This is a genomic window from Pseudomonas sp. RL_15y_Pfl2_60 (genome assembly GCF_963970595.1).
Taxonomy (GTDB): Bacteria; Pseudomonadota; Gammaproteobacteria; order Pseudomonadales; family Pseudomonadaceae; genus Aquipseudomonas.
The window spans coordinates 665,842-681,897 of sequence record NZ_CAXAOE010000001.1 but is presented as its reverse complement, the minus strand read 5'-3'; the positions used below and the strand labels follow the sequence as shown (position 1 = coordinate 681,897).

Annotated in this window: 15 protein-coding genes; 5 read left to right on the top strand and 10 right to left on the bottom strand. The window is 56.1% G+C overall.

Annotation, left to right across the window (positions count from 1 at the left end):
• Nucleotides 1–10: 10 nt before the first annotated feature.
• From algG to yaaA, 7 genes are all read right to left on the bottom strand, one after another.
• Nucleotides 11–1,624, bottom strand: a complete 1,614-nt coding sequence (gene algG / locus AACY26_RS03225) for a mannuronan 5-epimerase AlgG (protein WP_339510913.1) — start codon at nucleotides 1,622–1,624, stop codon at nucleotides 11–13.
• Nucleotides 1,625–1,633: 9 nt separating this feature from the next.
• Nucleotides 1,634–3,106: an alginate export family protein gene (locus AACY26_RS03220; RefSeq protein ID WP_339510911.1), complete on the bottom strand. Its 1,473-nt coding sequence runs from the start codon at nucleotides 3,104–3,106 to the stop codon at nucleotides 1,634–1,636.
• Nucleotides 3,103–4,446, bottom strand: a complete 1,344-nt coding sequence (algK, locus tag AACY26_RS03215) for an alginate biosynthesis TPR repeat lipoprotein AlgK (RefSeq protein ID WP_339511702.1) — start codon at nucleotides 4,444–4,446, stop codon at nucleotides 3,103–3,105. Before algK ends, AACY26_RS03220 begins: the two co-directional genes overlap by 4 nt.
• A gap of 40 nt (nucleotides 4,447–4,486) precedes the next feature.
• Nucleotides 4,487–5,650 (bottom strand): PilZ domain-containing protein, encoded by a 1,164-nt coding sequence (locus AACY26_RS03210; protein WP_339510909.1) that lies wholly within the window; start codon nucleotides 5,648–5,650, stop codon nucleotides 4,487–4,489.
• Between the two features lie 26 nt (nucleotides 5,651–5,676).
• Entirely contained in the window at nucleotides 5,677–7,158 is a 1,482-nt protein-coding gene (alg8, locus tag AACY26_RS03205) for a mannuronan synthase (protein ID WP_339510908.1), read from the bottom strand.
• A 72-nt stretch (nucleotides 7,159–7,230) separates the two neighbouring features.
• Nucleotides 7,231–8,541, bottom strand: coding sequence for a GDP-mannose 6-dehydrogenase (gene algD / locus AACY26_RS03200; RefSeq protein WP_339510907.1), 1,311 nt, complete (start codon nucleotides 8,539–8,541; stop codon nucleotides 7,231–7,233).
• Between the two features lie 624 nt (nucleotides 8,542–9,165).
• Complete coding sequence (gene yaaA / locus AACY26_RS03195) at nucleotides 9,166–9,945, bottom strand: peroxide stress protein YaaA (RefSeq protein ID WP_339510905.1); 780 nt, start codon at nucleotides 9,943–9,945, stop codon at nucleotides 9,166–9,168.
• A gap of 154 nt (nucleotides 9,946–10,099) precedes the next feature.
• On the opposite strand from yaaA, the gene dmeF reads away from it, so the two are divergent.
• The 5 genes from dmeF to moaE all read left to right on the top strand — a co-directional run bounded on the left by dmeF (nucleotide 10,100) and on the right by moaE (nucleotide 14,130).
• Nucleotides 10,100–11,062: a CDF family Co(II)/Ni(II) efflux transporter DmeF gene (gene dmeF / locus AACY26_RS03190; protein ID WP_339510903.1), complete on the top strand. Its 963-nt coding sequence runs from the start codon at nucleotides 10,100–10,102 to the stop codon at nucleotides 11,060–11,062.
• Between the two features lie 340 nt (nucleotides 11,063–11,402).
• Nucleotides 11,403–12,794 (top strand): PhoH family protein, encoded by a 1,392-nt coding sequence (locus AACY26_RS03185; protein WP_339510901.1) that lies wholly within the window; start codon nucleotides 11,403–11,405, stop codon nucleotides 12,792–12,794.
• A gap of 141 nt (nucleotides 12,795–12,935) precedes the next feature.
• Nucleotides 12,936–13,427, top strand: coding sequence for a cyclic pyranopterin monophosphate synthase MoaC (gene moaC, locus AACY26_RS03180; protein WP_339510899.1), 492 nt, complete (start codon nucleotides 12,936–12,938; stop codon nucleotides 13,425–13,427).
• A complete protein-coding gene (locus tag AACY26_RS03175; protein ID WP_339510897.1) occupies nucleotides 13,424–13,672 on the top strand; it encodes a MoaD/ThiS family protein in 249 nt (82 codons plus the stop codon). Before moaC ends, AACY26_RS03175 begins: the two co-directional genes overlap by 4 nt.
• 2 nt (nucleotides 13,673–13,674) lie before the next feature.
• Nucleotides 13,675–14,130: a molybdopterin synthase catalytic subunit MoaE gene (gene moaE / locus AACY26_RS03170; RefSeq protein WP_339510895.1), complete on the top strand. Its 456-nt coding sequence runs from the start codon at nucleotides 13,675–13,677 to the stop codon at nucleotides 14,128–14,130.
• Between the two features lie 119 nt (nucleotides 14,131–14,249).
• Here moaE and AACY26_RS03165 read toward each other — a convergent pair whose 3' ends face one another.
• The 3 genes from AACY26_RS03165 to AACY26_RS03155 are packed head-to-tail and all read right to left on the bottom strand — an operon-like array spanning nucleotide 14,250 to nucleotide 16,048.
• A complete protein-coding gene (locus tag AACY26_RS03165; RefSeq protein ID WP_339510893.1) occupies nucleotides 14,250–14,942 on the bottom strand; it encodes a GNAT family N-acetyltransferase in 693 nt (230 codons plus the stop codon).
• A gap of 13 nt (nucleotides 14,943–14,955) precedes the next feature.
• Entirely contained in the window at nucleotides 14,956–15,399 is a 444-nt protein-coding gene (locus AACY26_RS03160; protein WP_339510891.1) for a GNAT family N-acetyltransferase, read from the bottom strand.
• A 16-nt stretch (nucleotides 15,400–15,415) separates the two neighbouring features.
• Nucleotides 15,416–16,048, bottom strand: a complete 633-nt coding sequence (locus tag AACY26_RS03155; protein ID WP_339510889.1) for an FMN-binding negative transcriptional regulator — start codon at nucleotides 16,046–16,048, stop codon at nucleotides 15,416–15,418.
• Between the last annotated feature and the right edge of the window lie 8 nt (nucleotides 16,049–16,056).

Sequence of the window (16,056 nt, the reverse complement as noted above, 5' to 3'; positions counted from 1 at the left end):
TTATTTGCCCTCAATTCTGCAGTTCTGCCTGGCTTTCGACTGGGTCGATGAGTACCGCCAACTTGCGGCGCACCAAGAGATCGAGAATCTCTTCCTGGCGCTTGCCGAGCACACCCGAGAAACTGATGCCGGTGCTTTTGGTGGGTGCAATCATGTCTACGCGATACAGCTCAAGGCTCAGCGGTGAGTCGATGGACAGCGGTCCGGAGCCGTTGGCCGCCAGCGTGCCGCCAACCACGATCATCGACACCTTGGTGTCGAAGGGGTCGAGGTCAATGTCGCGGTCGGTGTCGGACAGGTCTTTGATGTGGCCGTAGAGACCGGTCAGCTTGTTGCCGGCTGAAAGGTTTTCGTAGAGGCGGATGTTGACGCTGTTACGCACCCGAATACCGTGGCGGGTGTTGTTCAGAACCTTGTTGCCCCACAGCAGGTTGTGGCTGCTTTCATACAGGGTGATGCCGTCTGAATGGTTCTGGTAGACCTCGTTGTAGGCAATCAGATTGTTGATGCTGTTACGGTCGATCACGATGCCGGAGAGCTTGTTGTCATAGCTCTTGTTGTTGATGATCCAACTGTCATCAACTTCACGGGAGATGATGATGCCGTGCTTTTTCTTGGTGCCGTGGACAGTGTTCTCGGCAATGATCAAGCGCCGCGAGCGGTCGTGCGGGTCAATCCCGTAGACGATGTTGTCGCGGTAGGTATTGCCCTTGAGCACCACGTCATCAGCTTCGTAGCAATAGAAGCCGTACCAGTGGTCGACAAAGGTTGAATTAATGAGCCAGCCCGTTGGGCGAGCGCGCTTGAGGCGCTTGTCAACGCCGGGTGAATACTGGGTGATACTGACGCCGTAGGACTTACTCTGGTTGTAACCCAGGCTGGTTATCTCGCTATTGGAGATGTACAACTCACTGCCGCCCCAGGACACCAGAAACGGACGGAATTCATTTGGCGTACGGAAGGTCGCCGGCCCGTTATCAGCCTCACGCCAGGCGGTGAGCTTGGAGTCGGTGATAAACAGCATGCCGTCATTGACCATGAACGAGCCGCGCTCTTGTGACAGGCGCAGGTCCTTGGTTTCTTTGCCAACTTGCAAGGTCGCACCTTGCGACACCACGATGGGCAAGCGGGCCAGATAGACGCCGGGTGAGGTCTCGGCAAACTGGCTATCGGGCAATGCCTTGGCAATATCTGCCGGGGTTACATAACCCCCTTCGATAAAGATGGCGTGGGGCATGCCTTTCTGGCGTTTTACCCATTCGCGCAGTCGCTCGTTGCCGCCGATGAAGTCTTGCAGCTCAACTTGCTGAAGCATGCGCCGCACCACAACCTTGCCGCCGGGAGTGTGCTTAATCTTGGCCGCGACCGCCTCAGCGCTGTACCCGGAGAGATCAGGCAGCTTGGGCTTGTCCATCTGCAAGGGCTCAATCGGCGCACTGCTGACGGTGTAGTTGTTGGTTTCATTAAGCACTTTTGTCGAATCAGACGCGTGCGTCACAGCGCTGTCCGGAGTGCCTTGGCTGTCGTCCACCGCCAAGGCCAGTGGCGCGCTGAGCAACAAGGTGCTCAGGAGCAGCATGCTGATCCCCGTGGTAGTCCTGAGTTTGTCAGGTTGTGGATACATGAGCAGTCCTCAGAAGCGCCAGATGACGTCGACAAATGCACGGTGCATGACCGAGTCGGTCCCTTTTGCGTAGGCATCGCCCGGCAGGAAGACACCTCCGCGGAAGCGCACCAACGCGGCACCTTCATCGACCTGTTCAGCCAATGCAGCGGGCAACAAGCCCTGCTTGAAATAGCGCGTGACGACCAGGTCGACCTCTTGGCCTACGTCTTTTTCACCGCTTTCAAGGTTGGCGATAATCCCGCTGTCACCAATGTCCTGCTTGTCATCGACCCGCCAGAACTTGTGGTAAACCAGGCTGGCGTCGTACTCGTCTTGCAACTGCCAGGAGCCAAACAGGGTTGCCGCTTGCAGGTTGCTCAGCTCACCGCGGAAGGCCTCACCAAAGCGGTGCAGGCGAGCATTGGTCCCGGTGAAGTTGGAGCGATTGCTTTCCATGCCGGTCTGGCGGAACTGTTCCGAGCTGTCGTCATCGCCGCCGCCACTGCCACGGGCGTATGCGCCACCGACTTTCCAGTTCTGGTCGATGTTCCAGCGCAGGCCAAGGTCCATGGCCCAGGCATCGACATCCACATTGCGCGAGCCGTTCGCGAGTTTTTGGTCGCCGGCATTGGCGAGTTCCAGTTCGTTGATGTCACCGGTCAGCCAGGTAGCCTGTGCCCAGTAGTTGAGCGGTTGGGTCGAGCGACGGTTGTAGAAATCACCGTCGGCGCTGATGCCCAGCCATGTCAGGTCACCGGTGTAGCGTTTGCTCAATTCATCGACTTCTTCACCGGTATTGGGCAGGCTGCCGTTGTCGCGACTGTGGTGTGCCTTGAGGCCAACCCAATGGCCGGGCTTCCATTGAGTGGAGATGCCACCATAGTAATGCTGGCGATCTTCATCTTCCGGGGCCAGGTCATCCAGGTCGGTCCGGTAGTCGGAGAAACGCTCGGCCACGCCCAGGTTGGCGCGCAGCAGGGTGGTGTCGAATTCCCAGTTCAGCGCTTCGATATTGGTGTCCCACCAGGTGCCTTCGTCGCTGCGCACGCGCTGACGACCAAGGCGCAGATGCTCGCCGGGATAAGCGGTCAAGCCGGCGTAGTCGACCCAGAACTCGCGCATGGCCAGGTAGCTCTTGTCTGGCTCGCGTCCGTCATTGCTGTTGGCGCTGCTGCTGTCGCTGTCGTCTGCATTGCTTTGCAGGGTGTCGGTTTCAATGATGTCGGTGGCGGTCACCGCCTGGCCCATGGCAAACGCACTCCAGTTGCCGCGTTCGCCGTATAACCAGGGGCGCAGGTCCAGGCCGATACCGTTGACGTCGCCGCCGCTACGGGTGCCGAGGTCGCGGTCGTCTTCCGATTGCGCGGTAATCTTGGCGGTGAGACCGAAGTTCTGATCCGGGCTGTTCGCTGCAAATGCGCTGGCGCTGGATAAAAGGCTCAGGCCCAGACCCAGGCTCGCTGCGATGCTGTTGAGTTTTGTCGTCGGGTTCTTATTCATTGCAGCTGTGCCTGTAACTGAGTTTGGTTTTGCAAAGCGGTGCCACGCAGCTCGCGTTCTTCACGGAGTTTCTGCTCGGCTTCACTGCGTTGGGCTGGCGTCAGCTTTTGCGCAACCTCGTTGGCCAGGTCGGTGCTTGCTTGCGTGTTTTTGGGGAGCGCCAACTGGCTGAAGACATAGGCGTTGCTCAGGTTTGGCACTATGCCTTTGCCTTGCGAGTACATTTGCGCCAGGGCGTAGTCGGCATTGATCTGGCCACTGCGTGCAGCGCTCAACAGGTGATCAAGTGCCTGCTGCGGGTAGATATCGCCCAAGTAGCCGCGCAGGTAGATTTGTCCCAGCAGGTAATTGGCCGTCGGCTCGCTGGGAGCCGCTTTGCGCAGGTGCTCTTCAGCTTTTTTCGGGTCTTGCGGGACCATCTTGCCTTCGTAATACAGGCGTCCCAGCAGCAGCTCGGCGCGCGGCAGCGAAGCCTCCCGACCGTTGTCGAGGTAGGTCATCATGGTTTCGCTGTCACCCAGCGCCGGGTAGTCGTAAAGCAGCCGAGCCAGGCTGACCCAGGCAGCCGGGTAAGTCGGTGCGATGGCTTCAAGCAACTCTTTTGCCTGGCTTTCATCAGGCTTGCCCAGCTCCGCGTCGGCCAATACCTGGGCGACGGCTTCAACCCGGCGCGGTGGCAAGGCACGGCTGTGGTATTGGTTCATCATGTTGGCGATCAGCGCTTCTTGTCGCTCGCTGTTGCCTTGCATTTGATACACGGTCGCCAGCTCGACGTAGCAGGCGTCGGACTCGTTGATCAGTTTCTGGCAGATGTCTTCGATCTCAGTCAGGTGCTGGTCGTAGGTGCCTTGAGTGCGATAAAGGAGGATTTGCGCCAGATCTGCCTGTGCGAAGCCTTGTTGGCGCCAGCTAGAAATTTGCTCTTGCACGTTCATAGCGGGAAAGTCCTGTGGATATTGCAGGTAGAGCATGGTCAAGGGGAGCAAGCTATTGGGTTCGCCAGCACTGAATGCTTCCTTGAGCAATGTCGCCGCTTCGGTACGTTCGGCATGGGTGCTGCCTGGCTTGCGCGCCAGCAAGCGACCCAGGCGTCCCTTGGCGCGAGGCGACTGGTCCATTGCCTGGCGGTAAGTCCGTTCTGCTTCCTTGAGGTCTTCTTCAGTGCCGCTGGCGACTTTCATGTCGGCCAGGCCCACTTGTGCTTTGACATAACCCAGCTCAGCCAGCTGTTGGAAGTTGCGTTCAGCGGTGACGGTATCGCCCCGCTTAAGCGCTTCGCTTGCCAGACGCTGGTCGGGCAAGCCTGCGCAGCCAGCCAGGGTGACGGCGGCTGCGAGCATGAGTAGTTGAGGGTGAGCAGTAGCCACGGGTCGGTTCTCCTTAGTAGCCAGCTGCAGTTGCTTTATCGATCAGCCAGTCAAGCGAGGGGCCGCGATCAATTTCGACTTCAACAGGCTGGCCAGCCAAGGTGCTTGGCAGGGTCTGGTCCGGTTCGATAGTGGTGCGGATATCAGACGACAAGCCGCCGTTGTGTAGATTGGTGCTGATGATCTTGCCGCTGCGTGGCTGGTCATCACCCGCCACCCAGAACTTGATTCGCGTGCCAGGACGCGCCTCGGCAAACTTGCGGTAAGGGAAGCTGGCCAGGACCGTGGCCTTGGTGTCTTGCGGGACCATTTCAAAGATCACATCGCCTTTGCTGGCGAACTGACCATCAGCGACCAGTTGACGCGCGATCTTGCAATTGCACGGGCTGGTCAAGGTGCCTTTCATCTGCTTGCTGAACAGTTGCTCGATGTTGGCGGGTGTCAGCTGTTCATCGCTGAGCTGGCCTTTGAGCATTTCCAGCATGCTGGCGGAGAATGTCGCAACCGGTGCGCCCTTGTTGATAATGCCGTCGGCGCCGACCAGACTTTGCACTGTGCCTTCACGAGGCATGGTGATATTCAGGCTGGGTACATCGACCATTCCGGATGAGGCGTGGGTGACGAAATACAAGCCGTAGATGGATTTGAAAATGTAGCCAAAGGCGGCCACTCCGACTGCAAAGATGGCAATACTGAAGGTCACGGCCTTGATCCGGCCGAGAACACTCATGCCACCGCTGTTGCCTTGCTTGCGTGGCTTGGTGAAGTTTTCCCGTTGCAAGGTGTTGAGCAGGTCGCCGGTGGAGACAATCTCACCGCTCAAATGCGCGCTGATCAGGTAGCGCAAGGTGGCAATTTCGCGGGGTTTGAGGTTGTGGAACTGGCAGCCCACACGCTTGTTGACCGGGTCGGTCGAGCACACTTGAAACTCGATATCCAGGCTCAGGTTGAGGCTGTCGAGTTGGAATTGCATGCGTGCCTTGTGATAGTCGCCGACATTGGCCGGGGCTTTTTCGTTGTTGAAGCTGAAACCTCCCGCCGACAGGTCGAGCACACGGACTTCAACCTGTTCGCGGTTTTTGGCGATGTAGCGCAAAGTCGCTGGGATTCTGACCCGGGCGTGTTGACGCTGAGCTTCCGATTCGTGGACCACGTTGACGTTGACGGCTGTGTTCATGGGTTTGATTTCCTATTCAGTTCTGGTCACACCAACGCAAGAAGCGCGGCGATGAATACGCTGGTGGCAGTAAAAGTCATGGCTCGCGAAGACCAGCTGTTGAACAGCCGCGAAAAGCTGGCCAGGTCTCGGTTGAGTTTGGTGGGCTGACGGGTCCAGGATTGCTGGTCAAGGCGGAAGAACACGTAGATCTTCACCATGGCGCCGACAATCTGGTTGTAATAAAGAATCGCTGGGTAGGCAGGGCCGATGCGGTGGCCGCTGAGGCTGAGCAGCAGTGTCAATATCAAGCGTGTAAGACCGATCCACAGCAGGTAAATGATGATGAAAGACGGGCTGTACTTGATGCTGGCAATCACCGCTACTGCCAGGCCCAGCAAACTCGTCCACATTGATACCCGCTGGTCGAACAAGACCACGCTGGTGAAGCCGCCCAGGCGTTTGATACCCAGGCGCAGGGCCCGTGAGTTCTGCCGTAGATTGTTGCCGTACCAGCGGAACATCAGCTTGCGGCTGGCTTTGATAAAGCTCTTTTCGGGCGGATGCTCAACGGTATTGATTGCTGCGTCTGGCACATAGAAGGTGTCATAACCAAGGCGCATCAGGCTGAACCAGCTGGATTTGTCGTCACCGGTCAAAAACTGGAAACGACCCAGGCGCCAGTGCTCAAGGTGATCACTTTCAACATCGGCAATAAATTCCGGGTTGGTTACCACTTGGGCGCGAAATACCGACATGCGCCCGGTCATGGTCAATACCCGCTTGGACAAGGCCATGGAACACATGTTGAGGTGGCGCTGAGCGAAGCGCAGCTTGTGCCATTCGCTCATGATGTAGCTGCCGCGTACCTCGCAAAACTCATTGGTGGTCAGGCCGCCGACATTGGGGAACAGCTGAAACCAAGGCACGGTTTTACGCACCACGCCAACATCCAGCACGGTGTCGCCATCGATGACTGCAACCACTGCGTTGTTGTCCGGCATTTGCCGCGAAATGGCGCGGAAGCCGTAGGCCAGGCCATCACGTTTACCCGTACCGGGAATGCGCACGAAGTCGAGCTTGACGTGAGCGGGAGGGTTCATTTTCTCCCACATGCTTTTCACCAACAGTTCATCGGACAGCTCGACAATCGAGCACACCATGGTTGTTGGATAACCGCACTCAATGGCCTCGCGTATGACCGAGCGATAGACCATTGCAGTGGTAAGCGCATCGATACGAAAGCTGGTGACCATCAGAAATACATGGGATGGATCGGCAGCAGTCCCGAGCTTGCGGACCTTGCGCTTGTAATAGGGGTAAACCAGGTAAAGGAACAGGCAGCCACGCACGAAATGTATGGCACCCATGGAATAACGCCAGATACCGACGGCGCCAATCAGCAGCAGATAGTGCTTCGATTCAGGGTCGAAGGTACTGGTCGGCAATGCCAAGGCGAGCAACATCAGTAATGACAGGTAAAACAGCCAGCCAGCAGCCTCTAGGAGGCCTGTCTTGAGCTTATCCATATGCGTTTCCATCGAATTCACTGGACGCGCCCCGGGGATTCGCGCAGCAGCGCATACCCGGGGCGGGTTCATTTACCAGCAGATGCCTTCGGCGCCGCTGCGAGTTGCTGTGGTCATGAAACCAACCAGGTCGATGACTTGCTTGCCTTCGAATTTCTCGTCAGCCAATGGCGCAAAGTCCTTGTCGCCATTGCCCAGAACAATCACCTCGGCATCAGCGACGACTTGCTCGAAATCACTGTTGAGCAGTGAGGAAACGTGGGGGATTTTCGACTCGATGTAGTCTTTGTTCGCACCGTAAACTCGGGCGTACTCGACGTTACGGTCGAAGATGCTGAGGTCGTAGCCCTTGCCGATGAGCATTTCCGCCAGTTCAACCAACGGGCTTTCACGCAAGTCATCGGTGCCGGCCTTGAAGCTCAGGCCGAGTAACGCAACCTTGCGCTTGTTGCAGCGTGAGATGATGTCGAAGGCTTTTTGCACCTGAACCACGTTGCTGCGCATCAGTGAGCTGATTAGCGGGGCCTCGACGTCCAGGGATGTGGCGCGGTAGGAGAGGGCGCGTACGTCTTTTGGCAAGCAAGAACCGCCGAACGCAAAACCTGGACGCATGTAGTATTTGGACAGGTTGAGCTTGTTGTCCTGGCAGATCACATCCATGACTTCGCGGCCGTCGACGCCGACCGCCTTGGCAATGTTGCCGATCTCGTTGGCGAAGGTCACTTTGGCGGCGTGCCAGACATTGCAGGTGTACTTGATCATTTCAGCGGTATCGATGGTCTTGCGAATGATCGGTGCATCCAGCTCGCTGTAGATGCTTTCCAGCAGGTCGCCGGAGGTGGTGTCCGACTCGCCAATCACTGTCATTGGCGGGAAGTCGTAATCCTTGATCGCGGTGCTTTCACGCAGGAACTCCGGGTTCACTGCAACACCGAAATCGACACCGGCTTTCTTGCCGGAGCAGTCTTCAAGGATCGGAATCACGACGTTACGCACGGTGCCCGGCAACACGGTGCTTCGTACAACTACGGTGTGCCGGGCGCTCTTGTCGCGCATGGCCATACCGATTTCACGGCACACGCCTTCAATGTAATTGAGTTCAAGGTCGCCGTTCTTTTTACTCGGAGTTCCGACACAGATAAACGACACTTCGCTGTCCGCAACTGCACTGGCTACATCCGTAGTTCCGCGTAGTTTGCCAGCGGCCAAACCCTGTTGCAGTAGTGCTTCGAGGCCGGGTTCGACGATAGGCGATTTGCCATTGTTGATCAGGTCGATTTTAGTGGCGGAAATATCCACGCCGATAACTTCGTGGCCCCGAGCAGACAAGCAACCGGCGCATACAGCGCCGACATAACCTAAACCAAAAATACTAATGCGCATGGTCTCAACCTCATTCAGTTATTACAGAATTAATGATGTTTCGCGGATTTCGGAGTGCTGTTTACTACCTATATTGTTATCTCGCTTACTTATTACAGTCGCGTTAATACCCGCCCGCTTAGTTAGGGGCGTGACCAGGCAATTACTGTTTGTTCCTCATTTCAAAGGCGTGAGCGTTCCGCTCAAAATTTCTATGAGAATGAGAGGGTTAGGTGCAAACTGCCATCAGCTACCTAGTTTTTTATCGTGTATGTCAAATTATCCAGGTGAACAGTTACCTCGACTGTCTTATCGAGAATTAGGGCAGTTTGGTTCGCGTCAAAAGTTGCGCGAAGAAGTGTGTTACGCGAAGTATGAGTGTAGGAAAATTCTGTAAGTTCAGACCGTTCGTCAACTTTTTTTCAAGATAAGTCAGTGGCGGAAATATTAAGTAATTGCACTTTGATAGCAATATGTAGTGGCAGTTTGTAATTATTGTGTCGCTGAAGCAGGGTCGATTAAGTGTGGTGTGCAGTCTATTGAAAATTCCACTGAACTATTCGTTAGTTAAGTGATATATCAAGTATTGCTGGGCGAAGCGGCGCAACGGGTTGAATATTCAACCCGTTGGAAGAGGAGGGAGTGTCAGTTATTTTGTTGCTCGCGCAGGAATACCAGGTTGTCAGGTTTCGAGCGGTCGGGGGCGTAGCGATACCCTTGGTCGTTAAAATCCATCAAGGCGCGTACGTCGGAAATTTTTTCCTTGATGACGTATCTCGCCATCAGCCCTCGTGCTTTTTTTGCATAAAAGCTGATGATTTTATACTCACCATTTTTTTCATCGCGAAATTCGGTATTGATTACGCGGGCATTCAAGGCACTTCGTTTGACTGCAGAAAAGTACTCGTTGGAGGCCAGGTTGAGCAGAATGTCATCACCTTGTTCGGCCAATGCCTCATTTAGCCAGCCGCTGATGCGTTCGCCCCAGAAGGCATAGAGATCCTTGCCCCTCGGGTTTTGCAGCTTGGTGCCCATTTCCAGACGGTAAGGCTGCATCAGGTCTAGCGGGCGCAGCAGGCCGTAGAGTCCAGAAAGCATGCGCAAGTGCTGCTGAGCAAAGTCAAAGTCCGCATCGCTGAAGTCTTCTGCCGCCAAACCGGTGTAGACATCACCTTTAAATGCCAGCAGTGCTTGCTTCGCGTTCTCTGGGGTGAAGGTGGTCGACCAACTGCCAAAGCGAGCAGCATTGAGGCCTGCGAGCTTGTCCGAGAGGTGCATCAACTCGGCGATTTGCTGCGGTGAGTAGTCGCGCAACTGGCTGATCAATGCGCCGGCATGATCAAGGTGTTGTGGCAAGGTAAAGCGTTCGGTTTTAGGCGGTGTCTCGTAATCGAGGGTTTTCGCCGGAGAAATCACCATCAGCATAAAGTCTGCTCCTTAAAGTCTGGAGCGATTTTATGCCTAGCTGGCCTGCGGACTCTAGCTATTACGCCAATGCGCTAAGCTAATGAACCTTTTCAGACGCCCGGCAAGCGTCAGGATGCGCCTTTGGCAGCTCATTATCAGTAAGGACGTCAGCATGAACGACTGTGATCACTCGCGGTGGCAGCAATCACACGACTACCGCCCACTTGAAACCCGTGCAGAGCGACAGGCTTGGCGGGTCACTGCGTTGACTGGTGCAACCATGCTGGTCGAGATCATTGCCGGCTACCTGTTCAACTCAATGGCGCTGCTCGCAGATGGTTGGCACATGGCCTCGCACATGGTCGCCTTGGGCCTTAGCGCCTTGGCCTACTTCATGGCACGGCGCTACGCCAATGACCAACGCTTTGCCTTTGGCACCTGGAAGGTTGAAGTGTTGGCGGGGTTTGCCAGCGCGGTGATGCTAACCATAGTAGTGGTCATGCTGGCATTTGAATCGTTGCTGCGGTTGTTCAATCCACAGGTGATTGCCTTTGATATGGCCCTGGTTGTCGCGGTCATTGGCTTGCTGGTTAATCTGCTGTCGGCATGGCTGTTGCGCGATCAGCATGAGCACGGCCATGCTCATGGGCATGGCCACGAACATGCTGAGTCGCATGCAGGGCGGGACCTCAATCGTCATGCGGCCTTTATCCATGTAATGGCCGATGCCCTGACGTCGGTAGCGGCAATTGCGGCATTGCTTGGCGGGATGTTGCTGGGTTGGGATTGGCTGGACCCGTTGATGGGCGTTATCGGTTCGGTAATCATCGCGATCTGGGCCAAGGGCTTGCTGTTCGAGACGGGCAAGGCGCTGCTTGATCGGGAAATGGATCATCCGGTTGTAGCGCGCATTCGCTCCACCCTGGAGCAGCATGCCGATACCCATGTAACCGACCTGCATGCCTGGCGCGTGGGGCGCAGCCAGTTTGCTTGCATTGTCAGCCTGGTGACGCACCAGCAGAGCACGGCTGATTATTACAAGCAGCAGTTGGGGCAGATCAGGGAATTGGTGCATGTGACCGTGGAGGTCAATAGGTGCGCGGCTTCAGTGGATACTGAACAGCGTTCAGGCTGATGTTGAAGGCTGTGACGCATTGCAGGGAAATGCCTGGAAAGCGAAATTTTTACTGGCAAAACCGTCGATTGGACTTCCGACTTTAACGGCACATTGCCAGCTCGCCAAGCGCTATTCGTCTATCCGACAAATAAACATAAAAAAACTGAAATCTTCGTTTAACTGTCATGTTTTTTGGAGTATCAAAGAAGACAGACGCCGAACCCTGCAGTCAGGTGGCGATATTGCTCTTCACCTTGTTTGCAGCTTCTCAGCCGCCCCTGAGAAGTCGGCGGTCCTCTGCAGCGGAGCGCTGACTCTGGCATTCCGTTGCTTGGCTTCTACTAGAAGGTAAACGAGTATGGATGACCACGGACGCTGTAAGCCCACCGCTCCAACCCTCTACGCCCTCGATACCAATGTGTTGATCCACGATCCTAATGCGTTGCTCAATTTCGAGGAGCATCACGTTGCCATCCCGATGACAGTATTGGAGGAGTTGGACAAGCTCAAAACAGGTAAACAAGGTGTAGCTGCTGAATGCCGTCAGGCGATCAGATTGATCGACAAGATTCTGGGGAGCGCATTACCTGAAGAAGTGGAACACGGCGTACCGATACAGCGTGAAAAGAGCGGCGCATGTGGCTTTTTATCGATTCTGATGAGCAAAAGCGCAGCCCCGGTCACCTGGTTACCCGAAGACCTCAACGACAACAAAATCATCAACCAGTTGGTCGAGTTAAAGTCGCGACGTCCGGGCTTGTCCGTGGTGCTGGTCACCAAAGACATCAACATGCGCCTGAAAGCGCGCGCCTGCGGCATCGACTCCGAGGATTATCACACCGACCAGTTGGTGGATGATGTCTCGCTGCTGTCGCAGGGTTATCACAACATGTCAGGCGGTTTCTGGGACCGCGTAAGTAAAGTAGAAACCCGCCAGGACCACGGTCGCACCTGGCACCGTGTCCAGCTCACCGACAACCTGCCTTCTGTTCATGTCAACGAGTTCATCATTGATGAGCAAGGCTTTGTCGGCTGGATCAAGGAGATCGATGAGGGCGAGATACTGATACTTGATCTGCATCAGGAGCCGCTGATGCACCAGGAAGCGTGGGGGCTAAAGCCGCGCGACATCTATCAGGCCTTGGCGCTATACGCCTTGCTGGACCCCGATATTCACCTGGTCAACCTATCGGGTGCGGCAGGCTCGGGCAAAACCATTCTGGCCCTGGCTGCTGCCATCGAGCAAACCATGGTCAGCAAGCGTTACCGGCGCATTATCGCCACGCGCAGCGTGCAGGGGCTGGATCAGGAAATTGGCTTCTTGCCGGGAACCGAGGCCGAAAAAATGGAGCCTTGGCTGGGCGCAATTACCGACAACCTCGAAGCCTTGCACATGGACGATGAAAACACCCATGGCAGCGTCGACTACATCTTGCAGAAGGTACCGCTGCAGTTTAAATCCCTTAACTACATTCGCGGGCGCAGCTTCCAGCAGAGCCTGATCCTGATTGACGAGTGCCAGAACCTGACACCGCACCAGATGAAAACCATCATCACTCGTGCGGGCACAGGTTCCAAGGTGATTTGCCTGGGCAACCTGGCGCAAATCGATACGCCCTATTTGTCAGCGCCAAGCTCTGGCCTGACCTACCTGACGGAGCGATTCAAAGACTTTTCCCATGGTGTGCATATCACGCTGCAAGGCGTACCGCGCTCGATCCTGGCCGAGTACGCAGAAACCCACATGTAATAGACCTTGAAACCAGAGCCCTGCCGGCAACCGCTCGCAGGGCTTTTTTATGTGCCGCGGATGGACACTTATTGATATTCGCAGGTGCCGAAACCTGACTCTGAGGTTTACAATCGGGCCATCCTAGTTTGGAGTTACGCTGTGCTCACTCATCTTGATTCACAAGGCCGGGCCAATATGGTCGATGTCAGCGACAAGTCATCAACCGTACGCGAGGCCGTGGCCGAGGCATTGGTGCGCATGCGCCCGCAAACACTGCAGATGATTGTCGAAGGTGATCACCCCAAGGGTGACGTCTTTGCAGTCGCCCGTATTGCCGGGATTCAGGCGGCGAAAAAAACCTCGGACCTGATCCCGCTGTGTCATCCCTTGATGCTGACCAGTGTCAAGGTCGAACTGAGCGCCGAAGGCTCTGATGCCGTGCGCATACAGGCACGCTGCAAACTGACCGGGCAAACGGGGGTTGAGATGGAAGCATTGACTGCCGCCAGCGTCGCCGCCCTGACTATTTATGACATGTGCAAAGCGGTTGATCGTGGCATGACCATTGAGAGCGTACGCTTACTGGAAAAACTCGGCGGCAAGAGTGGGCACTTCAAGCACGACGCGGCTCAAGTGGAAGGTGAACAATGATTCGTGTGCAGTACTTTGCCCGTTACCGTGAAGCCTTGGGCCTTGATGGCGAGCAGTTGGGCAACAGTGACAGCTTCACCACGCTTAACGATGTGCGTGAGTTTTTAGTAGCGCGTGGCGGTGTCTGGCAGGTGCTGGCTGAACAGAACCTGATGTGTGCGCGCAATCAGGAGTTGTGCAGCCTCGATGAAGCCGTGGCCGAAGGTGATGAAGTGGCGTTTTTCCCAACGGTTACCGGAGGCTAGTGATGAGCATTCGGGTCCAGTTGGATGCGTTCGACCCTGGCGCCGAACTCAACGCACTGCACGCGCAAAACCTTGGCGTAGGCGCCGTAGTGACATTTGTCGGCTATGTGCGCGACTTCAATGATGGACGTGATGTCGGCGGCATGTTCCTTGAGCATTTTCCCGGCATGACCGAGAAAGCGCTGGGCAAGATTGTCGATGAAGCCGCGCAGCGCTGGCCGTTGCTCAAGGTTGAGTTGATCCACCGCATCGGCCGCCTAGAACCCGGTGAACCGATTGTGTTTGTCGGTACCAGCAGTGCTCACCGTGAAGCGGCGTTTGAGGCCTGTGCGTTTATCATGGATTACCTGAAGACCCGTGCGCCGTTCTGGAAAAAGGAAGACACCGCAGAGGGGCCGCGCTGGGTCGAGGGGCGATGCAGCGACCAACAAGCGGCGCAACGCTGGAAGCAGGGTTAAGCTCCCGACTGACAACATTGTTCTATCCGCCATTCGCGACACAGAACTTGCTGGCATGAGCATTTCTGGTGGACAAGCTTCGCGTTGTCACACCCTACGGGGTGATGTTTATCTACGGATCATTGTTTGCGGAGCGCCTCAAGGCTGTTGATCTGCTGGCCTTGGCTATCGAAGTTGGCATCGTCCAGCCAGCGCCTGAAAGCATCACGGCAGCGCGGCCATTCACTGTCTATTATCGAAAACCAGGCGGTGTCCCGGTTGCAGCCTTTGACCACCATCTGCTGGCGGAATATACCTTCGCGGACAAATCCGAGGCGTTCGGCGGCGCGCATTGAACGGGCATTTTGCGCATTGCATTTCCACTCCAGGCGCCGGTAGCCCAGGTCGCTCATCGCGTAATTGGCCAGCAGCCAAAGGGTTTCAGTTGAACCTGGCGAGCGCTGCATAACCCGGCCAAAAGCGATATGGCCAATTTCGATACTGCCATCTTTGGGGTTGATTCGCAGATAGCTGAGCAAGCCGACTGCTTTCTGACTGACGTTATCGACCACGCTAAAAAACAGCGGGTCGCTGCTGGCCTGATTGGCGTGGAGCCAGGCATCGAAGTCGGCACGCTCTGGGAATGGCCCCGCTGGCAGATAGTCCCACAGCTTGGGGTCTGAATCCGGGCCTTGCAGGGCGTGCCACAGGTCAGCGCCGTGGCGACTGGCATCCAGTGGCTCCAACCGCACAAACTTTCCCTGCAATACGGAATGCTCTGGCTGGGCCACAGCTTGCCAGTCGAGTGGGCGATCGTTGAGTTGGTAAGTCATCTGGAAGCCTCGGTCAAAATAGTTTTCGGTACTGGATAAAGCCTGGGCGGTCGGCAATACGGTCATAGAGTTGCATCGCATCGCTGTTGGTTTCATGGGTCAACCAATGCACGCGGGAGGCGCCCGCTGTTGCCGCCTGGGCATAGACGTGCTCAATCAACTTGCGGCCAATACCTGAGCCGCGTTGTTGTTGCTCAACGAATAAGTCCTGCAGGTAGCAATAGTCGCCGACCGTCCAGCACGAGCGATGAAAAATCCAATGCACAACACCCACCGGCTCGCCGTCTTGCCAGGCGATAGCTGCATGCATCGGCTCGGCTGGGTCGAGAAAGCGTTGCCAGGTTACAGCGCTGGTCGCAGCACTGATTTCGGTTTTATAGAACTGCTGGTAGCCCTGCCAAAGTGACAACCAGACGCTTTGATCGGCAGCCTTTACGGGGAGAATTTCAAGAGACATGGTTCAATCCTCTGGTCTAATCGGCGCAGGGCATACGCCCGGCAAGCAACTGGTCGCTTGGGTCTGTACTGCTTTGCAAGCCCGCGCGGACACCCTGTTGATCGGCTGAGTCGCGGTTCTGGCTGAGTTTGTATTTGCCTTCAAGGTGCTCGATGGGCAGGGCGAAACCGACAATGGCGCGCAGCATCTTGTCGATATAGTCAGCGGGCGCATCATCCACAGACCAAGGCTGCGAGCGAGGCGCTTCGTGTTTGTCGCTCAGGCGGCTGACCAGTTGCAGCAGGCGCTGCGGATCATCGAACAGTTCAATCGGGCCGCGCGCGTGGACACTGATGTAGTTCCAGGTCGGCACCACTTTGCCGTGCTCGGCTTTGGCTGGGTACCAGGCAGGGCTGATATAGCCATCTGCGAGATTAAACATCACCAAGGCCTGGCTGCCCTCTTGCCAGTCGCGCCAATGAGGATTGGCCCGCGCCAGGTGACCGTAAAGGGTGCCGTACCGGCCTTCCTCACGGATCAGCAACAAGGGCAGGTGAGTGGCTTGCAAGCCGCTTGCACCGTGGCTAACCACTGTTGCCAAGCGGGCGTTGTCGATCTCGTCATGCAGCACACTAAGATCATCCTGACGAAACGCTGAAGGTAGATACATACCGGCTC